The organism is Peptoniphilus sp. GNH (assembly GCA_021307325.1).
GTDB lineage: Bacteria > Bacillota > Clostridia > Tissierellales > Peptoniphilaceae > KA00134.
In genome coordinates, this window is record CP089931.1 from 812,970 (window position 1) to 836,628 (window position 23,659).

The 23,659-nt window shown below is 34.8% G+C and carries 21 protein-coding genes and 3 tRNA genes; 9 read left to right on the top strand and 15 right to left on the bottom strand.

The genetic code is table 11. The features are described 5' to 3' along the window. Positions 1-79: 79 nt before the first annotated feature. Positions 80-156, top strand: a tRNA-Arg gene (locus LV469_04040). A 293-nt stretch (positions 157-449) separates the two neighbouring features. Here LV469_04040 and LV469_04045 read toward each other — a convergent pair. Beyond that, positions 450-1,583, bottom strand: coding sequence for a hypothetical protein (locus LV469_04045; GenBank protein UHR03468.1), 1,134 nt, complete (start codon positions 1,581-1,583; stop codon positions 450-452). Positions 1,584-1,739: 156 nt separating this feature from the next. Between LV469_04045 and LV469_04050 the strand changes: the two genes are divergently transcribed. Next, positions 1,740-1,815 (top strand) — tRNA-Lys (locus LV469_04050). Positions 1,816-2,008: 193 nt separating this feature from the next. Here the strand turns inward: LV469_04050 and LV469_04055 are convergent. Then, complete coding sequence (locus LV469_04055; GenBank protein UHR03469.1) at positions 2,009-2,464, bottom strand: QueT transporter family protein; 456 nt, start codon at positions 2,462-2,464, stop codon at positions 2,009-2,011. Between the two features lie 159 nt (positions 2,465-2,623). Next, positions 2,624-4,474: an ATP-dependent zinc metalloprotease FtsH gene (ftsH, locus tag LV469_04060; protein ID UHR03470.1), complete on the bottom strand. Its 1,851-nt coding sequence runs from the start codon at positions 4,472-4,474 to the stop codon at positions 2,624-2,626. 85 nt (positions 4,475-4,559) lie between these two features. Here ftsH and LV469_04065 point away from each other — a divergent pair, with 85 nt between their 5' ends. Next, a complete protein-coding gene (locus LV469_04065; protein ID UHR03471.1) occupies positions 4,560-5,084 on the top strand; it encodes a GerMN domain-containing protein in 525 nt (174 codons plus the stop codon). Between the two features lie 35 nt (positions 5,085-5,119). Here LV469_04065 and recR read toward each other — a convergent pair whose 3' ends face one another. The 3 genes from recR to dnaX are packed head-to-tail and all read right to left on the bottom strand — an operon-like array spanning position 5,120 to position 7,607. Continuing rightward, positions 5,120-5,710 (bottom strand): recombination mediator RecR, encoded by a 591-nt coding sequence (gene recR, locus LV469_04070; GenBank protein UHR03472.1) that lies wholly within the window; start codon positions 5,708-5,710, stop codon positions 5,120-5,122. Next, on the bottom strand, positions 5,710-6,039 hold the full coding sequence (locus LV469_04075) for a YbaB/EbfC family nucleoid-associated protein (GenBank protein UHR03473.1): 330 nt from the start codon (positions 6,037-6,039) through the stop codon (positions 5,710-5,712). Before LV469_04075 ends, recR begins: the two co-directional genes overlap by 1 nt. 11 nt (positions 6,040-6,050) lie before the next feature. Beyond that, entirely contained in the window at positions 6,051-7,607 is a 1,557-nt protein-coding gene (gene dnaX / locus LV469_04080) for a DNA polymerase III subunit gamma/tau (protein UHR03474.1), read from the bottom strand. 113 nt (positions 7,608-7,720) lie between these two features. On the opposite strand from dnaX, the gene LV469_04085 reads away from it, so the two are divergent. Together LV469_04085 and LV469_04090 are read left to right on the top strand one after the other, a co-directional pair. Then, complete coding sequence (locus tag LV469_04085) at positions 7,721-9,418, top strand: zinc-ribbon domain-containing protein (protein UHR03475.1); 1,698 nt, start codon at positions 7,721-7,723, stop codon at positions 9,416-9,418. Positions 9,419-9,469: 51 nt separating this feature from the next. After that, positions 9,470-9,546 (top strand) — tRNA-Arg (locus LV469_04090). 125 nt (positions 9,547-9,671) lie between these two features. On the opposite strand, the gene LV469_04095 is transcribed toward LV469_04090, so the two are convergent. From LV469_04095 to LV469_04125, 7 genes are all read right to left on the bottom strand, one after another. Continuing rightward, entirely contained in the window at positions 9,672-10,808 is a 1,137-nt protein-coding gene (locus tag LV469_04095) for a GNAT family N-acetyltransferase (GenBank protein ID UHR03476.1), read from the bottom strand. A 129-nt stretch (positions 10,809-10,937) separates the two neighbouring features. Next, on the bottom strand, positions 10,938-14,099 hold the full coding sequence (locus LV469_04100) for an S-layer homology domain-containing protein (GenBank protein UHR03477.1): 3,162 nt from the start codon (positions 14,097-14,099) through the stop codon (positions 10,938-10,940). Between the two features lie 196 nt (positions 14,100-14,295). Then, on the bottom strand, positions 14,296-15,087 hold the full coding sequence (locus LV469_04105; protein ID UHR03478.1) for an ATP-binding cassette domain-containing protein: 792 nt from the start codon (positions 15,085-15,087) through the stop codon (positions 14,296-14,298). After that, a complete protein-coding gene (locus LV469_04110; protein ID UHR03479.1) occupies positions 15,080-16,054 on the bottom strand; it encodes an ABC transporter ATP-binding protein in 975 nt (324 codons plus the stop codon). The genes LV469_04105 and LV469_04110 overlap by 8 nt, the downstream gene beginning before the upstream one ends. Beyond that, on the bottom strand, positions 16,051-16,863 hold the full coding sequence (locus tag LV469_04115) for an ABC transporter permease (GenBank protein ID UHR03480.1): 813 nt from the start codon (positions 16,861-16,863) through the stop codon (positions 16,051-16,053). Before LV469_04115 ends, LV469_04110 begins: the two co-directional genes overlap by 4 nt. Continuing rightward, entirely contained in the window at positions 16,863-17,807 is a 945-nt protein-coding gene (locus tag LV469_04120; GenBank protein UHR03481.1) for an ABC transporter permease, read from the bottom strand. The genes LV469_04115 and LV469_04120 overlap by 1 nt, the downstream gene beginning before the upstream one ends. 1 nt (position 17,808) lies before the next feature. Further along, positions 17,809-19,329: an ABC transporter substrate-binding protein gene (locus tag LV469_04125; GenBank protein ID UHR03482.1), complete on the bottom strand. Its 1,521-nt coding sequence runs from the start codon at positions 19,327-19,329 to the stop codon at positions 17,809-17,811. 177 nt (positions 19,330-19,506) lie between these two features. Between LV469_04125 and LV469_04130 the strand changes: the two genes are divergently transcribed. Then, positions 19,507-20,958: a glycosyltransferase family 39 protein gene (locus LV469_04130; protein UHR03483.1), complete on the top strand. Its 1,452-nt coding sequence runs from the start codon at positions 19,507-19,509 to the stop codon at positions 20,956-20,958. Between the two features lie 99 nt (positions 20,959-21,057). Here the strand turns inward: LV469_04130 and LV469_04135 are convergent, their stop codons facing one another. Continuing rightward, positions 21,058-21,327 (bottom strand): hypothetical protein, encoded by a 270-nt coding sequence (locus tag LV469_04135; protein UHR03484.1) that lies wholly within the window; start codon positions 21,325-21,327, stop codon positions 21,058-21,060. A 24-nt stretch (positions 21,328-21,351) separates the two neighbouring features. On the opposite strand from LV469_04135, the gene LV469_04140 reads away from it, so the two are divergent. Then, positions 21,352-22,107, top strand: coding sequence for a glycosyltransferase (locus LV469_04140; GenBank protein UHR03485.1), 756 nt, complete (start codon positions 21,352-21,354; stop codon positions 22,105-22,107). 55 nt (positions 22,108-22,162) lie between these two features. Here LV469_04140 and LV469_04145 read toward each other — a convergent pair whose 3' ends face one another. Next, complete coding sequence (locus LV469_04145; protein UHR03486.1) at positions 22,163-22,576, bottom strand: DUF5684 domain-containing protein; 414 nt, start codon at positions 22,574-22,576, stop codon at positions 22,163-22,165. Positions 22,577-22,776: 200 nt separating this feature from the next. Between LV469_04145 and LV469_04150 the strand changes: the two genes are divergently transcribed. Both LV469_04150 and LV469_04155 read left to right on the top strand, forming a co-directional pair. Further along, positions 22,777-23,166, top strand: a complete 390-nt coding sequence (locus tag LV469_04150) for a pyridoxamine 5'-phosphate oxidase family protein (protein UHR03487.1) — start codon at positions 22,777-22,779, stop codon at positions 23,164-23,166. Between the two features lie 60 nt (positions 23,167-23,226). After that, entirely contained in the window at positions 23,227-23,532 is a 306-nt protein-coding gene (locus LV469_04155; protein UHR03488.1) for an MTH1187 family thiamine-binding protein, read from the top strand. The last annotated feature ends 127 nt before the right edge of the window (positions 23,533-23,659 follow it).

Here is a 23,659-nt window from a genome sequence, read left to right on the forward strand (position 1 = left end):
GTATTTTTTAAGTCTTGAATCTTTTAAACTTGATATGTCTATATTTTATTTGTCTTTTATGTTAACATTCCATGTATAAGCGCCATTAGCTCATGTGGATAGAGCGTCCGGTTCCGAACCGGGAGGTAGAAGGTTCGAGTCCTTTATGGCGTACCAATATACCCTTACGGCTTTTGCCGTAAGGTTTTTTCATATAAAATTTAGCTCCAAGGAAGTTTTATATCATATTCACTTTCTCTAAAAAATCTTTATTTAATCGCCTTAAAAACATTCTCTAATCTTTTGATACATCTATCCTATCTAAGGGTTATCTGAACTTTTATAAAATAAAAATTGCCCCATCTTCATGGGTAGACGACAGAATGGGATGAGATGGATAAATATAAAAATAAACCGACTCCAAAAAGAACCGGTTTATTTATTGTTTAAATTTTTATTTATTTAAATTTTTATTTTTTCAAATCTTTTAGTCCTTCCAATTCCTTGGTAAGACTTTTAATTTTTGCTTCCAATTTCTTTATATTAGCTTGCAAGTCTTCTACGTCTTCTTTTACAACAGGATTTGCATACACCTTGTAAAATTCATCTGCAAGTTTTTGATTTTGCTTGTAAAAACTTTGACCGAGTTTTTTTACTTCGGCCATAAGTTTTTGATTTTCTTCTCCGTTTAATGCTTGTTTCCAAGTTTCTTCCATCTTGGTAGTCATGTATTTATAAAAATCTTCAAAAGTTCTAGGCTTGGATAGATCTTGTAGGCTCGCCGTCCACTCCTTAGACAAATCTTCAATCTTCTTTTTGCTTAAATCATAAGATTTCTTCAAATGCTCCATCAAGTTTTCTTGATATTTGCTTCCTAGTTCAAAAGATTTTTCTAAATAAGCTTGGTATCTTTCATTGTAGCCCAGACTAGGGTTAAAGTATTTTATCTTGTCGAGGTATGATTTTTGAAGCTCTGAAAGATTTGCCAAAAAATCATCTGATTTTTTAGAGTAATCAAAGGCAGATAAGAAATCAAAATTCATCATTTTCTTAAAATTTTGAGCATTATCTTCTCCTAAAGAAAGAGCTTTCTCCATAAAGGGTTTGAAAACCTCTGGGCTTGTCGGAATCACATAGCTTTTGAAATAATTTAGAAAACTTTCATTGAAAGAGTCCACAGCCCCCATAAGCTTATCGGGACTAAAGCTGCCGTCTTTCATGGAATCATATACTTCCTTGGCCTTGTTGTAAGCCTGAAAATTTTGTTCCCAAGTCTTAAAAAGATCCATAGGATTTTTGAAGTTTTCCATAAAAACCTTGTTAAAAGACATCATGCCTTCCCAGGGGCTCATATCAGAATTTAAAACAGGAAAGAGATTTTTATTAAACAAATTTCCGTCTACCATATCTTTGAAATAATCTTGGGGCATCTTGTAAACTTCTTTAGCCATCGCTTGATTGATTTTTGCCATCCATTCAAAATAATCTTTTAAAGTCATGGGATCTTCACCCTTGGCAGGCTTGCTATCTTCTACCATATCTTGCCAAGGCTTAAATAGATTTTTTTGAAATTCCATCATGGATTCTAGATACTTACTATACATAAATTCCTCCCTTTAATAAAAAAATATACCATCTGTATATTATTTTACCCAATTAAATAGCAAAAACCAATAAGAAAAATCAGATTATAAAAATTTAAAAAGTCTTAATTTTTTTCTTGACATCAAAAGAGAATCCTGTATAATTATATAGGTCAGGTACCTTTAGCTCAGATGGTAGAGCAACTGACTCTTAATCAGTGGGCCCAGGGTTCGAGTCCCTGAAGGTGCACCAAGGTTTTTACAGATTTATACACTTTTACAAAATCTGTAATTTTAGAAGAAAAAGAGCGTAATTCGTTAAAAAATTACGCTCTTTTTTTGTTATTTTTACATACTTTTACACACTTTTATATCGTGGTTGGCAACTCGTTGGCAACTTTTCTATAAATATTAATTCAAATAAAAAAACTCAGCTTAACTGAGTTTTATGATTCCTTTATTATCTTTTTTAAATTCGACTTTTCTACTAAGTAACTTGCGAGCAAGGTTATAAATAAAGTAGATCCACCAACTGACAAGGCTGTCAAAAAGAATGGCACATCTCCTGTGTATGATAGTTCTCCTGCTACAAGAATACCGGATGCAGTCGCAAATATTAGACTGTTTATATAGGGACTTTTTATAAATTTGCTAAAGCTATATGCTATTATTGCACAAGCTGCTCCCACTACCATGTCTATTGGACCAAGTGGTGAATACAAATTTGCCAAGGCTCCACCTATTATTAATGCCGGCACATATTTTCTGTTGAAAAATGGTATAACCGACAGAGCTTCTCCAATTCTAAATTGAATTGCTCCAAATCCGATTGGGTTTACCCCTATAACTACAACGTAAATCGCAATCAAAATTGCATTTTTTACTAAATCCTTAATATTCATTTGTCCTCCTTAGTTTTTTTAATTGGGATTTTGCGAACCAATTGTGCGAACACAAGGAATATAATATCTCATTTAGTTTGCAATTTCAATATTAAATGTTCATCTTAATATTTTAAATCTATTTAAAATAAAACCACCGAAATATTCCGGTGGTTTTTCTCAATTCTCATGTTTTTTTAATATCTCCATAAACTCTTCTCCAGTTATAGTTTCTCTTTGGAGCAAGAAAGCTGAGATTTCATGGAGGGCGTCTATATTGTCCTTTAAAATATTTATGGCCTTTTCATGAGCCTTTTCTACTATGTCTCTTACTTCTTCATCTATCATGGCTTCTGTATCGGGAGAACATGATAAGGATGAATCTCCACCCAAGTATTTGTTGGTGGTAGTTTCCATGGCTACAAATCCAAACTTGTCACTCATGCCAAATTTGGTTATCATGGCCCTGGCTATTCTGGTGGCTTGTTCTATATCATTTGATGCACCAGATGTTTTTGTGGCAAAAATCAATTCTTCTGCCGATCTTCCTCCAGTAAATGTTGCAATTTTATTGAAGGCTTCTTCTTTGGTCATCAAAAATTTTTCTTCTTCGTCAACTTGCATTGTGAAGCCAAGCGCTCCAGATGTCCTTGGAATTATCGTAATCTTGTGAACTGGAGCAGAGTCTCTTTGCTTTGCTGCAACTAAGGCGTGGCCAACTTCGTGATAAGCAATTATTTCCTTTTCTTTGGGACTTATTACTGCATTTTTTCTTTCATAGCCTGCCAAAATTACATCAACAGACTCTTCTAAGTCCTCTTGACTCATCTTATCCCTATTGTTTCTTACAGCTCTTAGGGCGGCTTCATTTACCATATTTGCCAAATCGGCTCCACTAGCTCCAGCAGTTGCTCTTGCAACTTGAAGATAGTCTATATTTTCTTCTTTTATAATTTTTTTGGCATGAATTTTTAAAATGGCCTCTCTACCCTTTAAGTCTGGTAGCTCAACGGGTATTCGCCTATCAAATCTTCCTGGTCTTAAAAGAGCTGGGTCAAGAGATTCAGGCCTATTGGTAGCAGCCAAGATGACTACTCCAGTGTTGCCATCAAATCCATCCATTTCTGATAAGAGTTGGTTTAAGGTCTGCTCTCTTTCGTCATTTCCAGAAAAGCCCATACCGTCTCTTTTTTTACCGATTGTATCAATTTCATCTATAAATACTATGCAGGGAGCTTTTTCATTTGCTTGTTTGAAAAGATCTCTTACCTTGGCAGCTCCAAGTCCTACAAACATCTCTACAAACTCTGAGCCAGATATCGAAAAGAAGGGCACATTTGCTTCGTTTGCAACCGCCTGTGCAAGCATTGTTTTACCAGTTCCAGGTGGTCCAACTAAAAGAGCTCCTTTGGGTAGTTTGGCACCTATCTTGGTATATTTTTTGGGGTCATGAAGAAAAGAAACTATCTCCGAAAGAGCTTCCTTGGCCTCATCTTGCCCTTGAACGTTGGCAAAAGTTACTCCGTCTGTGTCTTTTACATAGATTTTCGCATTAGACTTTCCAAAGCTAAGAGGTCCAACTCCCCCCTCACCCATTTTTTTAAAAAGGGTTCTGGAAAGAATTTGTCCCATTATTATAAAAGCTAAAAGCGTTATACTTGTTGTTATTATAAAGGACAAAATTGGATTTAGTTGCTTGGGAATTACCTTATCAAATCTTACTCCTTTTTCATAAAGGGTCGATACCAAATTGGGATTTTCAAAAGCTGAGGTCGACAAAACTTTCTCACCCTTGGACTTGTCTTTTAAGGTGAAGAGTATGGTGTCTCCTCGGTCTTCCAATTTTTCGACTTTTTCTTCGTCTACAAGTTTTAAAAATGTATAGTAGTCAACTTTTTCTATGTTGGGAAGTTTGGAAAGCTTGGGACCTACATAAAAATGAAGAAATATTATAACTATGACGGCAAGTAGATACCAGATTATTAGAGGCGCCTTGCCTAAGTTGTTAAAGTTTTTATTCTTTTTATTCATATTACACTCCTTCATAAAATTATACCCAGATTATTGTATTTAAACTAGTCTATATTATAATATTAATCAAGGATGTGATATTTATATGATGAAATTTAAAAATATATTACCTCTTATACTCATCTTGTTTTTGTTTGCTTGTCAAAACAAAGAGGCATCTGCTCCAAAAGATACAGAGGGTGAAACAAAAACTTATACTGTGAGAGTTTACAGGCCATCCTATGACTATATTGTAAATGGCAAGGAGGATGACGAGCTTCTCGGTGAGGATTTTGAAGTAAAGGGCAGCTTAATAGATGCTGTGGATAAAATAATTCAAACTCTCTATGAGGACTCAGAAAGTCCCAAGGACAAGGCTTGTTTTGCTGCCATTCCTAAAGATGTAAAAATTTCATCCAAGTCTTTCGATAAGGGACTTTTAAATATTGACTTTTCTAAAAAAGATTTGGCTGGATCTTCCTTTGAAGAAAATATTCTCATAAAAAGTTTGATTTCTTCTCTTTTTAGTCTAAAGGAGATTGATGAAATAAAAATAACAGTTGATGGCAAGGATGCAGAAACCCTTATGGGTCATGTAGACATAAGCGAAAATTTCAGACGTTTTAAATAAAAAACACCTCTATCGCAAACTGCGACGGAGGTGTTTTACATTTTTTGTCTGTTTATCATTGCTCTTTCAATTGTGAGCGGGTCAAAATATTCTAAATCCCCACCATAAGGAAGACCATAACCGATTCTAGTTACCACTACATCCTCATCTTTTAGGGCATCAGCTATGTAGGCTGCACTTGTATCGCCCTCTATACTCGCTCCTGTTGCAACTATTACTTCTTTTACTTCTCCCTCTCTGACAAGGTCAAAGAGCTTATCTAGTCCTAATGTCTCTGGACCTATCCCCTCTCTTATGCTGATGTTTCCATAAAGAACAAAGTAGAGTCCATGATAGGAATTAGTTTTTTCCATAGCATCCACATCTTTCGGATACTCTACTACACAAATTTTGGATCTGTCCCTTATGGGTGAAGAGCATATATTGCAGGGATCCACATCGGTATAAACTCTGCACCTGCTACACTTTTTCACATTTTTTCTGGCATTTACCAAAGCCCTTGCCAAATCAAGAGCCTTGTCTTCATCCGCCTCCAAAATATCATAAGCCAATCTTTGAGCAGTCTTTGCCCCTATACCTTTTAGCTTGGTAAGCTGTCTTATCAGCTCCTCTAAAGGACCTCTCATTACATACCTGGTATATTTAGACCACCGGTTAGCTTTTTCATTTCTGTACTCATCTTGTTTTCAGCAGTCCTCATAGCTTCATTTACAGCAGACATCACTAGATCCTCAAGCATTTCTACATCATCTGGGTCAACTACATCCTTGTCAATCTTGATTTTTAATACTTCCTTGTTGCCATTTACAACAGCTTCCACAGCTCCCCCACCTACGCTAGCGGTGTATTCATTGCTTTGCATTTGTTCTTGCATTTTTTCCATTTGCTTTTGGAGCTTTTGAACCTGTTTCATCATATTGTTCATGTTGCCTCCGCCCATTGGAAATCCTCTCATAATTATTCCTCCTATTGTATGTCTAATTTTTCTTTGCCAAATAGCTCTTCGAGCTTTGCCCTAGCTTCTTCTTTTGCTGGTGTTCTCACACTTATTCTAAACTCAATCGGTCTTTTCATGTAGACCTCTAAACTTTGCGCAAGGCTCTTTTCGCTTGATTTTAACATATCCAAATTGAACTCATTTTCCACGTAAAAGTTTATCATATTATTACTAAAATCGCTCGACTTAATATGGCCCATAAGAGATTTTAAAATTGTATCATCAAGCTCTTCCACAAAGTCTTTAAAATCAAATTCGAAAGTTGTAGAGATCTTTTCCTCTTTTTTGCTTTCTACTTCTTTTTCAGATTCTTCTTTTAGCTCATTTTGACTTGGTTCTTGCTCTTCTAGAGTTTCAGGATCTAAAATGTCAGACTGATTTTTATTAAAAATCTCATCTTTTTCTTCTTTTCCTCTGGTTTTTGTCTCGGTCTTAGCTAAGCTTTTTTTGACGTCTTCAAAAGAAATTATTTCAATAATTGCAAGTTCCAAAACTACCCTTGGATCAAAAGAAAATTTAGCATCTTGAGATTTTTCAGATAAGACTGTCATCGCCCTTAGGATATCCTCCTTGCCAAAGGAAGAAAAGCTATCCAAGTCCTCTTTTTTGTAGGAATATATGAGATTTTCCTCTGAACCTTCTGACTTGTAGACTAAAATATCTCTTAAAACTTGAATCAAATCTTTAAACACAGTAATGACATCCTTACCACTGTAAAGAATTTGCTTTAAGAGATTAAAAGCCGAGGTCATATCTGACTGTAAAATCGCCCCAGCAAGTTTTAAAAGCTCCTCTTCCGATGCCATGCCCAATATATCCAGAGCCATTTCAAAACTCACATCATCTCCAAAAGCTAAAACCTGATCCAAAAGAGATAGGGCATCCCTCATAGCCCCATCAGACTTTGATGCGATTAGCTTGAAGATTTTTTCATCGCACTTTTTGCCCTCTTCTTGACTAATCTTTTTTAGATTTTCAATTATGGTGTCTCTAGAAATTCTTCTAAAATTAAATCTCTGACATCTGGAAAGAATAGTCGTTGGGATTCTCTCCGGTTCTGTCGTCGCAAGTATAAATACGAGGTGTTTGGGTGGCTCTTCTAATATTTTCAAAAGTGCATTGAAGGCTCCCTTGGAAAGCATATGCACTTCATCGATTATATAAACCTTATATTTTAAAGATGTGGGCGGATAAACTACCTTTTCCTTTAATTCTCTTATATCATCCACCCCATTATTAGAAGCGGCATCCATCTCCACTACATCCATAAGAGATCCGTCTAAAATACCCTCACATGATTTGCAAGTGTTACACGGATTTCCCTCATTTTCATTCAAGCAATTTATCGCCCGAGCGAGAATTTTGGCGCAAGAAGTTTTCCCCGTACCCCTCGTGCCGGAAAAGAGATATGCGTGGGATATATTTCCATTTTTAACCTGATTTTTTAAAATTTTGACTATCGAATCCTGACCCATGATTTCATCAAAAGTCTTGGATCTATATTTTCTATAAAGAGCTGTATACATTTTCTCCTCCAGATTTATTATATCAAAATCTTCGCAATATAAAAATGAACTTCATTACAAGTTGCCCTTTTAGTGTTATAATTAATTTATTAGTTTAAAAAGGTGGTGATACCTTGTATTGTTCAAACTGTGGCAAACAAGTGCCAGACAAGGCGAATTTTTGTCCTAGCTGTGGTCATAAGTTGCATGATGTCAAAGTAATAATTGAAAATATAGAAAACAAAACTGATTCAAAAGAAAGCCTCGACAAAACAAGGGTCTTCAATGCTAGGCTTCTAGATGGCTTGAATCAAGACCATGATATAAAAGAAATTACAAATACTCTAGATGAAAAAATTTCAAAGGAAATTCTAAAACACACGAGAAGAGAAAGTCAAGACGGTTTTGTAGGTCCTGATAACTTGGAAAAAGATTTGCCCGAATTAAAGACCAAAAGTAAAGAAAATAAAACTCCGATTGAGCCTGATACAAAAGGAATTAAAGAGCACAATCGTGAAAATTTCAACTTGATAGACTCAAGAGAACTATTTAAAAAATCCGATATTCCAAATCCCAGTAAACTTTCAAAAAGTGACGATTCTGATGTGGAAAATTTAAGTAGCACTTTTTCAGAAACCGATGTTCAAACTGCAGATAAGGCTGAGTTTGAAGATGTAAAATTAGAAAATAAAAAAGATGACAAAGCTTTTGAAGATAATATTATAAAAACAAAATCTGATGAACAAAAAACTCCTTCGCAAAATGAAAGCAAAAAAACAAGACGATCTTTGAAAAATATTTGGGATTCTTTTATAAGCGAAAGAAATGATGAGTTCTCTATATTTTCCCAATACACAATTCCTGGAAAATCAAAGGAAGTTTCTAAGACTGCATCAAAAGAAAAGAAGGAAGTAGTTTCAAATGAAATTTCAAACACTTCTAACATAGAGCAGACCATGCCCGTTCCTCTCATAACAGATGAGATGTTAAAAAAGGAAGATGCTTCTAAAAATGATAAAAATTCTTTTGAATTAAAGTCTGTTTCTTCAAAGGATATAGAAAAAAATCAAAAAAGTTCAGAAAAAAATACCCAAGCTAAATCTCAAACAAAAGAAAAAACTTCAAATAAAAAGAAAAATTTTGACATTTGGGACCAAAATTCCGAAGACTTGGATGAAGATTTAGATTATGACAACTCTAATTTGGCATTTTTCAAGGAAGTAAATAAAAAACTAGAAGAATCTCAAAAAAGATCTCAAAAAAAATCTCAAAAAATCGTCTCAAAATTGAGAAGTTTAGAAGAGCTGGATAATACTGGTGTGATAAAATTCATAAGTCAAAAAAATATTCAAATTATAAGTTTGACTCTGATACTAATCTTTACTATACTTCCCATAGCCTTGGCTTCTTCTTTTAATTTTAAGTCACTTATAATTTTGAGTTTGCTTAGAATCGGTGTGAGCCTTGTTGAATATTTTATATCAATAAAATCCGCCCTCTCTAAACTAAATCTGCACGTAAGGCAAAGAGAAATAAGGGGCGCTGGTCTTTTGACTTGGTCTCTCGGAGCTTTAATAATCATGCTTTCTTACTTAATAAATCGCAAAGCAGACCTAGTGCCAACTATTTTATCAGCCCTTACTCCGGGTATAGTAGGCACCATCATACTCTGTCTTTTGGCAATTGCGAGTGCTTTTTTCATCTTCGCAAAAGACCTAAAAAGGGACGAGCAAATTTTATTTCTGGGTTGGTACTCCATAAGCTTTGTAATTATTGAAGTTTTGAGCAAGGTTCTCTTCTTGGCTATTAACTTTATAATTTCGGCCCTTTGATAGCCTCTCACTTGCAAAATTATAGCTCATTTGTTATAATTTTTGGGTGATGAGCCGTTAGCTCAGCTGGATAGAGCGTCTGGCTACGGACCAGAAGGCCGAGGGTTCGAATCCTTTACGGCTCGCCAATATACTGACACGAGAATTCTTGTGTCAGTTTTTTTATGCCCTGATATTTTTAATGTGAGTCAATTTTTAGTCAACAAAAAAAGATAGCACAAGGCTTCCTGCACTATCTTTTATTTCGCATAAATTATAGCAAATCTTTTTTATAAACCCTATATGTTATGGATTTTTCTGCTCCTACTTTATTTATGTCATTTAGCATGGGTTGATTGTAATCCCAAATTGTTGAACCTTCAAGCACTTCGTAGCCCTTTTTTACTCCATTCATAAAGACTGTGTGATAGATAGCTGCTGAAACTCCCTTCTTGTGAAAATCTGGCACTACAAAAAGCACAAACATCCTTATTCTTTTTAGCTTGTTCTTTTTTCTCATGAAAGTAAACATCTCTTTGGGGCCGAGTTTACCCTTGAAACCATGCAAGATTTCATTGTAGTCTGGCAAGGACAGAGCAAATCCAATAGGTCTTCCCTCATTTGTTCTTGCAATGGCGACTAAATCTTCGTCAAGGAATGGCTTGGCGGCAACTATTATCTGTTCAATTTCTCTTTTAGAAACTCTCTTGAAATCTTCCCAATCCTTGGGCATGGCTTCTTCTATAATTTTATAGACATCATCCATTTCTCTTTGAATATTTTTTTTAATATCCGCAGTGTCCACCCTGTATCCATATCTTTCTTGAATCTTGGGCAAAAGTTCTCCAATCTTAACCATCCTTGTCAAAAGCAAGTCCTTGGTAGATCTAAAAGCATAGACGTCGTGATATTTTTCGAATCCGGCCTTGGTAAACAAGTCCTTGTAGTATGAAAGATTGTAAGTGTTCATGATGGTCGGGATGTCGTCAAAATTGTCAATTATGACTCCTCTCTTGTCATCTCCACCAGGCAAGGACACTGGCCCCTTGCAAAGATTCATTCCTTCTTCTTTTAAATATTTTTCAGCTTCTAAAAACAAGAGTTTGCTAGCCTCATCATCATTATAAGATTCAAATTCGCATATATACCCAGCCTTTAAATTGTGGGTTTCATTAAGTTCTTTATCAATAAAAACTATGAGCCTTGCCACTGGCTTATCATCACGATAAGCTATAAAAAGCTTATGAGGGCAAAATGAAAGCTCATTTCCCTCGCCCTTTATAGCCTTTATATAATCTTTTTTAATTGGTGCTACCCAATAGGGATTTTTATTATATATTTCATAGGGCAAATTTATAAAATCGTCAAACTCTCTGCCGCCTTTTACTTCTTTAATAATAATGTTATTCATATCGACTCCTTGAGCTCATTATACCTAATAATTTAAAAAATATAAACTAGATGACTTATAATTATATTTTACATTTCATAAATAAAAAAGGGATTCAATCCAAAAGATTGATTGAATTCCCCTTTAATCTTATCTTATTTTGTTAATATTATAAATTATTTGTGCTATCTCTGCTCTTGAAAGAGATTTTTTGGCTTGGAAAGTGCCCTTATCCATTCCATTAATTATATTAGACTTTGAAAGTTCACTTACTGCTTCTCTTGCCCAGGAGGAAATTTCTTTTACATCTTTAAAAGTTTTTTCGGCTCCTTTGAAGTCAAGCTTTTTCATTTTTTTGTATCTATAAAGGATTGTCGCCATTTCTTCTCTTGAAATTTTCTTGCTTGGTCCAAAATGGATATCATCTAAACCGTTTATGAGGCTCATATTTTTTGCCCAGTTTACATATTTTCCATAGTAAGAAGTCATGTCTACATCTTGGAAGGATAGATTTGCTGTAAAGCTTTTAACATTTTCAAATCTTCCCAAAATTGCTATGAACTCAGCTCTGGTCATTTCTTTTTCTGGTTCAAACTCATCTCTCATAACAATGTTTTCAAAAAGTCCATCTTGTAAAGAGTAATAGATGGCCTCGCTAGCCCAATGACCTTTTATATCCTTGTATTTTTTATCTATATCTTTTTTAACTTCTTCTTTTTTATCTCTTTCACTTGTACGCTCCGGCAATCTGCTTTCCCAATTAAAAGACCTATCAGCTATCCAAGGTCTGTAATATCTTGGATAAATTTCTCTATGTCTCGGTGGTATCGGAGCAGGCGGAGTGTTGGGATTCGGGTTTGGCACTGGCGCAGGTGTATTCGGATTTGGGTTTGGCATTGGTGCAGGATGAGTGTTATTTTTAGCATCTTTTATATTTTTAACTGCTTCACTCAGTTCTTCCTCTGCTCTATTTATCTCAGCCACATCATCTTTTGTCAAAGCATCTTCTGCCTTTGTCTTTGCCCTTTCCAAGGCTTCTTTTAGTTCTGCTTTCACATTTTCATTTAAAAGACCCTTGGCTTCTTCTAAAAGCGCCTGTAGTTTTGCCTTTGCTTCTTGAAGTCCTTGTCCTAGCTTCTTATTGGCATTTTGAGCATCCTTTTCTCTGGCTCTTTTTTCTATATCATCTAATTTTTCCTTGTTTTCAGCATTTGCAACTTCATTTTTAAAGCCGTCTCTTTCGCCTTCTGAAAGACAAGGAAGTTTTCCCAATAAGTCTAAAAGATTAGTCTTTGCCTCTTCAAACTTTCCACGATTTTCAGTTTCAAGTCTACTATATTTTGAATCAATTCTGTTTACATCTTCTAGAGTTTGAGCAGCTGCAATTTCACTTTCTGCTTGAGCCTTTTCCTCTTTGCTTAGGTGGTTAAAGCCTTTTATGCGAGTTATAGTATTAGCTTTTTCCTTCTCGATGTATTCTTTTTCACGCTCTTTATTTTCTTCTTCTGCTTCCTTGTAAATTTTTTCTACCTCAGCTTTACTTGGAGCAGTTTCAATTCTATTTCTATAGTCAGCTTTTTTTAATGGTAAATACTGTAGAGCATTAAGTTTTTCTATGGCGTCTTTTCTGGCTCTTTCTAATTCTTGCTGGTCGGGACCTTGTTCCGGCTTTTTAGGTGGATCTTGTTCCTTACCTTGGTCTGGGTTTACATTGCCATCTTGTCCCGGTTTTGCAGCCTTATTTTTTTCATCTTCTCTTTGTGCTTCTTCGTAAATAGACTTTGCTTGATCAGATGAGTTAGCCTTTTCTACCTTACTTATAAAGTCTTGTCTTTGATTAGGTTTTAAGTTTTCTAGAGCTTCTATCTTGTTTTTGTATTCAGCTATAAGTTTCTTTTCATTGCCAATCTTTTCGTTTTCTGTAGTCGCTTCTTTTACTATATTTTCGATTTGTCCTTCAGTCTTGGCGCCTAAAATTTGTCTCCTGTAATCATCAACTTTAGACTTTTCAAGGTTGCTCATAGATTTTATTTTTTCTTCAGCTGCTTTTCTTTTGTCTGAGAGTTGATCTTTTAATTGTAATAAAACAATTGATTTAAGTCCATTTACGGCATCGTCTACTTGCTTTTGAGTTCTAGATTCATTTTCTGTGATTTTTGTAGCATTTTTTATGACTTCATTAAAATTAGTTAGCTTTTCTTGGGGGTATAGTTTGATTTCTTCAAGTACTTGTTGTAATTCTTTGGTATCTACTGTATAGGTTGCTGAAACTTCTTCAGACTGATCGAAGTTTTCTCCGATTTGGCTAAAGCTAAAGACTGTACCATTTTGAGTTGTCTTATCTATTTCATAGATAAAGCCTTGGTTTACTAGCTTTAACTCACTAGGCATATTTGCTTTATTGATTTCCAAGTCCTTGCTTTCATTTCCCTTTTTCACTCTTATCTTAGGGAATTTTTTACTTATAACTGTTTGGTTTAGCTCTAAATTGTCAGGAAGAGAAATTTCAAAATTAGCTAAACTGTTATTTTTTCTTTCGTTAAACTTCACTTTAGGCTTTTCATACTTTTCTTTTATTTCAAACTTTTCAGATGAGGCATCCCCCTTGCCATCTTCTTGGTTAGTCACAACAAATTGATCTCCAATTGCAACTCCAGCATCTTTCATTTTTTTAATTTCAAAGAAATAGGATATGGCTCTGGGATTATCTTCTCTTTCTAATATAAAAATTCTGTTATTTTGGCTTTTTGTGAATACATAAATTGAAACTTTGCCCTTCAAATCTTTTGAGAAAAGTATCTTGTCCTTAGTAAGTTCAAATACAGGTTGAGAACTTTTTTCTCCCTTTACGACAACTTGACCAAGCAAGTCCTCCTTGCTTTGACCTTTTTTCTTGACATATAACTTTATGTCATCTCCTGGCGTAAAAGTCCTAAAAGGTATGATAGATGTTCTTTCGTTGCCTACAACTTTAACTGACTCATAATCTTCTTTTATTTTGTCAGATGTTATTTCGCTCTCTAAAGTCTTCTTTAGGGAATTGATTTTTAAAATCAAGGCATCGCCAACATTTAGCTTGCCATCATCTTGCATTTTTTTTGTATTGATGTGAATCTTGTTACCTCTTACTGCAGGAATCTCTGCAAAATATTTGCTATCATCTTGTAGCTGACCTGCAAGGACAGGGCCTGTGGCATCTTGATTTACATCTGCATAGCTAAAGCTTGTTGTAAAAATCGAAGACATGGTTGTAAGCCCCAAAATAAGAGCAAGTCTTCTACTGTTTTTGTTATTTCTATTCTCTCTTATCATAAAACCTCCTGGCATATTATTTCATTAATAATTTTAAAAAACCCAGTATAAATTTTTTGTTAAGAAAATTTATTTTTAAAAGCTAAATAATTTTTTTCTTTATTTTTTTATTCGATTTCATTTATTTTTTTCTAAACAACATAAAAAAAAGACACCTTTTAAGCAAAAGATGTCTTTTTAGCTTTTTAGCTTTTTACTATCTCAATTTTTCTTTAACTGAATTGAATAATTTTTTGGTGTAATCTTTTCTATCATCACTCATTACTTCATCTGCATCAAAAACTTCTTGTAATACTCCATTTTCTAAAACCGCTATTCGACCGCAGAGATATTCGATTACGTTTAAGTCGTGAGATATGAATATGGATGTGAAATTATATTTTTTTTGAAGCTCATTTAGTAGATTTAAAACTTGGGCCTGTATAGACACATCAAGAGCTGACACTCCCTCATCTATTATGACAAGTTTCGGATTTACTATAAGAGCTGATGCAATTGATATCCTCTGCCTTTGCCCTCCCGAAAGCTCAGACGGATATTGGTCTAGTAGACTTTCTTCTAATTCCACTTCTCTTAAAATATTTTTCGCCTTTTCAATTCTTTCGTTAGGTTTACCTATCTTTTGTATGTTCAAAATTTCCATTATTGACCAGCCAACTGTCTTTTGTGGGTTCAAGGATGAATAGGGATCTTGAAAGACCATTTGCACTTCATTTTTATAGTTTTTATAATCTTCACCCGCTAGAGTCCATATATCCTTTCCCTTATAAAAAACTTTGCCTGAGCTGGGCTTGAAAAGTCCCATTGCAATTTTACCAAGAGTAGATTTACCAGACCCCGATTCGCCGACTAGGCCGAAAATTTCGCCTTCATTTATGCTAAAACTCACTTGGTCTAGTGCTTTTTTGTATCTCTTCTTACCTAAAAGTCCCTTGTTGCGAATTTCAAATGTCTTTGATATATTTTCAAACTTTAATATTTCAGTCATTTTTTCCCTCATAAAGATGGCAATAAACACTCACCCCGTCAAACTCTTTGCGTTTGGGGAATTCTTTTTCACACATGCTAAGAGTGTGGTCACATCTGTCTTTGAAAGGACAACCTTCATTTGATCTTTGTGCCAAAGGCGGCACTCTTCCAGGTATATTATAAAGGGCTGTTCCCCTTTTTTTATAAGATGGAATTGCCTTCAAAAGTCCCTTGGTATAGGGGTGCTTGGGATTATTTATTATATTGTCCACTGGGCCTTCTTCGACTATTCTTCCAGCATACATCACTATAATCCTCTTGCAAATTCTAGATACCAAGAGTAAATCGTGGGTTATGAATAAAATACCTCCAGAATAAATTTCTTCTAAGTCTTTGAAAAGAGATAGAATCTGCATCTGAATGGTAGCATCTAAGGCTGTTGTGGGTTCATCTGCAATTAAGACTCTGGGATTTGCTATAAGTGCCATGCTTATCATAATCCTCTGCCTCATCCCACCAGACAACTCGTGAGGGTAGAGATTATAGAGATCTTCCACATCCCTTAGTCCACAGTTTTCCATTGTCTTATAAACTAAAGTCCTTCTCTTTTCTTTTGGAAAGTCAAAATGTATCTTTAGGACTTCTTCTATTTGAGCTCCTACTTTCATAAGAGGGTTTAAGGCCGTCATAGGCTCTTGAAATATCATGGATATTCCCCTGCCCCTATACTTCTTCCACTCTCTTTCTCTAAGTCCGAGCATCTGCTTATCCATAAGCTTTACACTGCCAGATTTTACTATGGCATTGGGATGTTCTATTCCTAAAATTGTCTGAGAACAAACGCTCTTTCCACAACCAGATTCTCCCACAAGACCTATAAAATCTTTCTCATAGATATCAAAGCTTATATCATTTACAGCATTTTTCTCCTGCCCTTTTAAGTCAAATGCAACGGTCAAATTTTTAACCTCTAGTAATTTTTTCATTTTCCAGTTTCCTTTACACGCCTGTCTCTTAGACCGTCTCCTAAAAGAGTAAATCCAAATACCATAAGAGATATCACAAGACCTGTCGAATAAAAATACCAAGGAGCTTGATTAAAATAGGTCTGAGCCTCTTTTAGCATCCTTCCCCAAGATGGATAGGGCGGCTTAACGCCCAAACCCAGATAGGAAAGACCTGCCTCTGAAAGAATTGTATTTGAAACAGATAGACTTACTGCAACTATAATTTGATTTCTTATGTTTGGAAGTATGTGGTGGATGGCTATGTGAAATCCATTTGCCCCCTTGGTCTTGGAAGCCATGACATAGTCCATCTTTCTAATTTGTAAAAATCCAGATCTGGTAACTCTTGAAAAATATGGAATCCCCATCACTCCAAGAGCAAGTATTGTATTTCTCACACCAGGTCCATAGACTGCCACAAGCATTATCGCAAATAAGACGCCAGGAAATGCCATAAGGGCATCTATTATTCTCATCAAAACCTCATCGGTCTTGCCCCCCAAATATCCAGCAAAACCACCGATTATAAGTCCAAACAAAAGGGCTAGGCTGACTGCTCCAAATGCCAATATAAATGCCGTTTGTGAGCCTGTCATAATTCTTGAAAAGATATCTCTTCCAAAATTATCCGTTCCAAATATATATTCCCTGGATGGCGGCGAAAACTTTATATCTGGATTCATTTGATTGGGATCATGAGGAGTCCAAAATACGCTAACTATACATATTAAAATGAATATAAGAATTATTAATTTTCCTATATTCATTGATACTTTTCTGACTCTCACTATTGACCTCCTCTTATCCGTGGATCTATACATCTATAAAGTATATCTATGAAAAAATTTATAAATATAATCATAGCTGCGACTACGACCACAAGAGATTGAATCAAAGGAAAATCTCTTGATGAAACTGATTGAACTATAAGCGAACCTAGGCCTGGTAAGGCAAATACATTTTCCACAACTATGGAGCCACCAACACTTGAAGTCAAAATTATGCCTAGTATGGTTATTACTGGTATAAGCGCATTTCTCAAGACGTGCTTATATAAAATTGCATTCAAAGAATTTCCTTTGACCCTAGCTGTTCTAACATAATCTTTTCTAACCTGATCTAGAATTGCTGTTCTCAAATATCTAACTACTGTCGCTATATTTGGTATTGCTATTGCAAAAGATGGCAGGAAGAACTTATATAATTTGTCGAAAAAAGTCCCTCCCATGACATCATAGCCAAAACTCGGAAAAAGCTTCAACCTAAGCGAGAAAGTTAAAATTAATATAAATGCCAACCAAAAAGACGGCATTGATATCCCAACTTGTGTAAGTGCCGCTATCGGAGCACTATACCACTTGTTGTCTTTGGAGGCAATCCAAATCCCAAATGGTATGCCTACCAAAATAGTTAAAAAAAGTGAGTAAAGCGTCAAAAATAGGGTGACGGGGAACCTGGCTAAAAACAGGTCCCTCACATCAACTCCATACTTTAAACTCTTTCCCATATCCCCTCTTGCGAGGTCCTTTAGCCAGTCAAAATATCTCTCTGGCATGGGTTTGTCTATTCCAAGTTCTTTTTCTAACTGAAGAACTTGATTTTCGTCGGCTTCAACTCCTAATATGATTTCCGCTGGATTTCCTGGTAAAACTTGAAATACCAAAAAAATCATAAGACTTACTAAAATCAAAGTCATAAAGACCGACAGTAACTTGCTTATTATTATTTTCATTTTAATTTGTTATTCTCAAATCCTCTAAATTCATCTTTTGAATTGGATAATGTTTTAGTCCTTCGACTCCTTTTCTAAGAGCTGTGATTGAATCTGGGTCTTGGATGAAAACAGAGCCTGCATCCTTGGCGATTATTTCTTGAGCGGCCTTATAGCCTTTTATTTGGCCTTCTTCATCAGGACTTGTTGCTGCTTCTTTCATGACCTTGTCATATTCAGGATTGTTGTAATTTATATAATTGCTCTTATTATCTGACATATATCTTTGCAGAATTTGGTGGGGGTCCATATAGCCTATAAATCCTATTATAGTAGCTTGGAAATCCCTGCCCTTGTAACATCTTGGAATCCAAGTTTCAAATTCTATCGGTTCAATTGTCACTCTGATACCTGCTTCTTTTAATTGTGATTCCAATACTTCTGCTGTATCCATGTGGTACTTGTAGTTAGATGGCACTACAATATTCATGTCTATGCCATTTTCATATCCTGCTTCTTTTAAAAGTGCCTTTGCCTTTTCTACATCATGAGGATAAAGTTCCCCTAGATCGTTGAAAAACCTTGGAAGAGCTGGTGAAAAGCTTGAGAATAACTTAGTTGCTTGGCCATGTGCCACTATTTTAATTATTTGATCTCTATCTATGGCATAATTAACTGCTTGACGAACTCTTATATCATCAAAAGGCTTTACTTTGTTATTAAGACCTATTACTTGAACTAGATTTTGTAGACCTTGCACAAAGCTTGCTGCACCTTCTAATTGTGCCTTTTCCTCAGCCGAGAGTTTTGGAGATACGTCAATCTCTCCGCTTTTTAATGCCATTATTACAGTTTGTACGTCTTTCATTTTTATTATTTCAAGATTCTTGTAAGAAGGTATATGATCCTTCCTGTGATAATCTTCATTTCTTTCAAGTTTTAAAATTTCCCCTGGATTATATGATACGAATTTGAAAGGGCCAGTTCCAACTGGGTTTTTGTCTTGATCCATATAATCTTTTGGCATGATTGGCTTTAGGGTCAAGTAGATAAATCCGTTGAATCTTTCCTTCAAGCCAACTTCAACAGTATAATCGTCAAGTGCTTTTACAGATTCTACCACTGAAAATTTTGAGTTCTTTGGCTCTTTGCTTGTAATGCCTGCTAATTGATCATAAGTCCAAACTACGTCTTCCGCCTTCAATTCTTTGCCATTGTGAAACTTCACACCTTTTTTTAATTGGAATGTGTATGTCTTTCCATCTTCTGATACTTTATAGGACTCTGCTAAGTCTGGGACTAATTCACCCTTTTCGTCAGTGTCATAAAGACCATCAAAGACATTGTCCATTATGGTTTCTGTATCTCCTGCTGTCATCGTAAACGGATTCAAAGAATCAATCTCCGTAAACATGGACACTCTTATGGTATCGCTGCTTGCCTTCTTGTTACCATCTTCTTTTTTTTCTCCCTTTTGTGTGCCTGTGCATGCTGTGAGTAGGATTGCAGACATGGCTACAAGAGCTAGTTTTTTGATTTTCATATTTCCTCCTAATAACGCTTAGCGATTCTTATTAGTAATTATACTACTTCGAATTAATTTTTCCATAAATAAGTTAAAAAAATAGCATAATTTTATTTTTCTCTTATCCTTCTTTGTACTTTTGGCTCAATTGACCGAATTTTGCTCTTATGATAACATCTTCAAATGGAGGTAATTATGAAGAAAAAAGATATGGGCTTTGCCTTAAAAGACTTATTATTTTTTGTGCTTTTATTCGCTTCACTTATATTCTTATATTGGAAAAATCTTTCCCACCCTGGTTGGGAATATTTAAATGATTGGCGTCAGACAGATACCTACGCCATGGCACAAAACTTTTATCTAGATAATATGAACATCTTAAAACCTCAACTCAACTATGACGGTTTAAAAGATATTTATGTGCAATTAGAACTTCAAATAATTCCATATATATCTGCCATTTTATTTAAATATTTTGGCGAATCATTTTTTATAATAAGATCTGTTTCAGTAGCTTTTTATTTTGTGAGCATTTTTTATTTTTTCTTGCTTGGAAGAAGTTTTTTCAAAAGATGGCCTTGCTACATAATTACAATTATTTACTCCTACTGCCCCATTAGTCTAGTCTATGGCAGGGCAATCATGCCCGAGGCTGCTCTTATGGCTTTTTTCATTGCAGGTCTTTATTATCTAAGATTTTGGCAAATGAAGGACAAGCTTATCCATTTTTATATATCGGCTTTTTGTATAAGCCTTGCAATAATGGAAAAGACTCCAGCTGCATTTTTGGGCATTTTAGTCTTATTTTTAATTTTTAAACGTTTTGGATTTAAGGCTTTTAAAAATCCCCACGTATATATCTTCGGACTGATTTCTCTTGGTCTGCCATTTGCATATTTTTATATGCTTTCTATAAATGCGACTGCAAGTTTTGTAAATGATATAGGCCTAAAGCACATACTAAATCCATCTAATATAAAAAAGATTATTCCAGTTTCAAAGGATTTGATTTCCAAAAATTTCTGTGAGATTTTTGGCCTTAGTCTCTTGGTCTTTGCAGGGCTTGGAACTTTAAAAGCCATAATCAAAAAAAATTCCTTCCTCTTGGTTTTACTTCTGGCTTTTATTTTGGAATTTATAATAATAATTGTTCCTATAAAATTTACCTATTACATGATTTTTTTGAGTCCGATATTTTGTCTTTTAGCAGGGGAAATCCTAGATGGAATCTTCTCCTTCAATGCCTATATGGGAACTGTCTTTGCAGGAGTTTTGCTTTTGTTTAATATCTATGCTGGTGTGATATACTATATTCCAAACACTAAAATAGTCCCCGAGACTAATCTTGCAATTGAGGGACTTAAAAAAGTAATAAAACCTCAAGATAAGATTGCCATTTCATCTTTAAATCCCGTCTACATCAACGGCATAGGTTGCAAGGGTTATAGGGCCGGGATAAATTATTACGATTTCATCCCCAAATCAATACCTGAGGAATTAGATTTTTTTGAAAATTTAGGCATAGATTATTTTGTGGCTATGAAGTATGCTAATACTAACTATACAGAAGAATGGTTCTACTATCTAAAAGATAGATACAAGCTCATAGACGAAAGTCCCTACTTTTTTATTTACAAAATGAGGTGAGAAAATTAAAAGTTTATTTTTAAAATATAAGATGTTTATAAAATATTTTCTAGCCTCATTTGTGTCCATCTTTATAGATGCAGGTTTGGCGTGGATTTTCTACATTGGACTTGAAAGGAGCTTGGTTTTTTCAAATACCTTGGGCTTGATTGCTGGATTTTTGTTTACTTTCTTGGCATCAAAGATTGTTTTCGAAAAAAAATACAGCCTAAGGGGCTTTCTAGTATATCTAATAAGCTTTATTTTTGGGATGATTCTTGCAAATGTGACAATCGCTTTTTCCAATTCCTTCTTTCTTCCTCTTGTTGGCAAAGAATTCTCATTTCTTCTTAGCAAGGGACTTTCGATAGCTGTTCCCTTCTTCTTCATGTATTTTTTTAGAAAGGCGCTTTTATGAAAAGACTACTAGTAATGCCACCAGCCTATAATGAGCAAAAAGATATAGCAGCTCTATTTGAGGCTTGGCTCAAAGAAGAAAAAAATATAGAGGCCTTGGGATATAAGTTGGAACTTGTTTCCATAAATGACCACTCTACCGATGAAACTCTCAATATAATAATCTCTTATGAAAAATCAAGACCTGATGTGTTTACAGATCATATAAATCACCCAGTAAATAAAGGCTTAGGTGGTGGTCTAAACTCAGCTCTTACTTACTTTTACAAAAACTCTTCTTTAAAAGACGTTTTATGTATAATGGATGCCGACAACACTCAGTCGCCCGAATACATTGTAAAAATGCTAGAAAAAATTGAAGACCACGATGTCGTCATCGCATCTAGATATTGTGACGATTCAAAAGTAAAAGGTGTCCCGCCTGTGAGACTTTTTCTCTCTGAGGGAGCGAGGTTTTATTATAAGCTTGTCCTTGGCATAAAAGGAGTCGAAGACTATACTTGTGGATATAGACTTTATAGTCATGAAATCATATCTAGACTCTTTGAAAAATATAAGGATAATCCTATAAAAAATAGCTCTTTTGCCTGTATGATGGAGCTTCTTTACAAGCTCTCATCTTTAGGTGCAAGCTTTGCCGAGGTTGGCTTTGTACTTAGATATGATAAAAAACAAGGTGCATCTAAAATCAAAATAATAAAAACTATACTTGATTCTCTTTTAACAGCCTTGAAGATAAGATTTTCTGCATAAAAAATCCCTGAAAGTTCTAATTGAATTTTCAGGGATTTTAATTTTAATAAAAATATCAATCGTTGTAAGATCCGAATAAATCATCTTTTTCATAATTCAAGGGACCACAATATCTATTCCCTCCAAAGATCAGAATCATTTTAGTTAGAGGGGTAAAAAATAAAATCATAATTTGCAAAAATCCTTCAGCAGAATAAACTTTTGCAAAAACCCAATTTGTATAACATAAGTAAAGTTCTCCTACAAATGGGATGAGAAATATTAAACATCTCCAGCCTTGACCCCTTCCAAAACAAATTTCCTGCCTCTTCCAAGCTTTTACAAAAGGAATCAAGCCCCAAATGCCCGCTACTCCAGCCCTTTGAAATAAAATTGCATCAGTTAAAAAACTAATAACTAGCAATATGCTGCCAGTCACAGCCCAAAATGGAATTAAAAATAAATTAAATAAGCCAAACAAAATAGACATATAATCACCTTCTTGTCTGCTTATTATAGCACATTAAATAGCTCTTATCCCCTAGATTTTACTTAACTTTACTCCTTCTTTATTATTTCTTAGATTTTGATTTTATTTAATTAAAAACTACTGGTAATTTAAACTAAATTAATATAAAATAATTTTAATGATAGATGTTTTCATTATTTTAATTTTATATGGAGGTATTTATGAAATTTACTCAAGAAATGATAGATATGATTGCAGAAGAACTTGCTTATATTGCAACGGTTGACAAGGATGGCAACCCCAATATAGGCCCCAAAAGAACGATGAGATTTTTAGAAGATGGAAAACTCATCTACTGCGAAAATACAGGTGGCAAGCACTTTGCGAACTTGAAGGAAAATGGCAAGGTGAGCTTGTGTTTTGTAAAGAGAAATGACAACAGAGGATTTCGTTTTAGTGGCAAGGCCAAGATCTACACAGATGAAGAAATGATGAACTTGGCTAAAGAAAAAGCTGGTGTGTTGCCAAAAAAAGCTGCTGTAATTATTGAAGTCGATAAAATTTACAGTCTTGACTCTGGTCCTATTGCCGGCAAATTGATTGAAGGATAAGCACTAAAAACTTGCCCCCTTGCTGTTTTAGTTTTAAAATAGTTTTGAAGGGAGGGTCTTATGAAAGTATGTGAACTCACACTTGTCCCAATAGGAGTCGGAACAAGCGTATCAAAATATGTGGCTGGTGCTTTAGATAGCATAAGGGATATGGAAGGTATAACTTATGAATTAAATCCCATGGGCACCATCTTGGCAGCTGAAGATTTGAGAACTCTCTACTCTGCTATTGAGCTTATGCAAGAGGCTATTTTTGAAAAAGGAGCAGATCGCGTCTACTCTGTTATTAAAATTGATGATCGTAGAGATAAGCAAAGAGATTTTCATGACAAAATCAAATCTGTCCAAGAAAAATTAAAAAAATAAAAATTTTTGAAAGTCCCGATAAATTTAAAATTTATTTTGGACTTTCTTTTTATTTGTTGCAAAAGCAACTGATAATTTATATCGTATAGTCTATTATTTTAAATAGATTCATGAGGTATTAATTTTT

Coding starts and splice junctions, on each gene's coding strand:
- LV469_04095 (UHR03476.1), bottom strand. CDS start 10,808: ATGAATAACATTATTATTAAAGAAGTAAAAGGCGGCAGAGAGTTTGAC.
- LV469_04145 (UHR03486.1), bottom strand. CDS start 22,576: ATGTCTATTTTGTTTGGCTTATTTAATTTATTTTTAATTCCATTTTGG.
- recR (UHR03472.1), bottom strand. CDS start 5,710: ATGAGAGGTCCTTTAGAGGAGCTGATAAGACAGCTTACCAAGCTAAAA.
- LV469_04105 (UHR03478.1), bottom strand. CDS start 15,087: ATGACTGAAATATTAAAGTTTGAAAATATATCAAAGACATTTGAAATT.
- LV469_04065 (UHR03471.1), top strand. CDS start 4,560: ATGATGAAATTTAAAAATATATTACCTCTTATACTCATCTTGTTTTTG.
- LV469_04135 (UHR03484.1), bottom strand. CDS start 21,327: ATGAAGAAGAAGGGAACAGCTATCGAAAGTCCCTTGCTAAGAAGAAAT.
- LV469_04110 (UHR03479.1), bottom strand. CDS start 16,054: ATGAAAAAATTACTAGAGGTTAAAAATTTGACCGTTGCATTTGACTTA.
- LV469_04100 (UHR03477.1), bottom strand. CDS start 14,099: ATGATAAGAGAGAATAGAAATAACAAAAACAGTAGAAGACTTGCTCTT.
- LV469_04155 (UHR03488.1), top strand. CDS start 23,227: ATGAAAGTATGTGAACTCACACTTGTCCCAATAGGAGTCGGAACAAGC.
- LV469_04045 (UHR03468.1), bottom strand. CDS start 1,583: ATGTATAGTAAGTATCTAGAATCCATGATGGAATTTCAAAAAAATCTA.
- LV469_04075 (UHR03473.1), bottom strand. CDS start 6,039: ATGAGAGGATTTCCAATGGGCGGAGGCAACATGAACAATATGATGAAA.
- LV469_04150 (UHR03487.1), top strand. CDS start 22,777: ATGAAATTTACTCAAGAAATGATAGATATGATTGCAGAAGAACTTGCT.
- LV469_04130 (UHR03483.1), top strand. CDS start 19,507: ATGAAGAAAAAAGATATGGGCTTTGCCTTAAAAGACTTATTATTTTTT.
- LV469_04120 (UHR03481.1), bottom strand. CDS start 17,807: ATGAAAATAATAATAAGCAAGTTACTGTCGGTCTTTATGACTTTGATT.
- LV469_04055 (UHR03469.1), bottom strand. CDS start 2,464: ATGAATATTAAGGATTTAGTAAAAAATGCAATTTTGATTGCGATTTAC.
- LV469_04125 (UHR03482.1), bottom strand. CDS start 19,329: ATGAAAATCAAAAAACTAGCTCTTGTAGCCATGTCTGCAATCCTACTC.
- LV469_04140 (UHR03485.1), top strand. CDS start 21,352: ATGAAAAGACTACTAGTAATGCCACCAGCCTATAATGAGCAAAAAGAT.
- ftsH (UHR03470.1), bottom strand. CDS start 4,474: ATGAATAAAAAGAATAAAAACTTTAACAACTTAGGCAAGGCGCCTCTA.
- dnaX (UHR03474.1), bottom strand. CDS start 7,607: ATGTATACAGCTCTTTATAGAAAATATAGATCCAAGACTTTTGATGAA.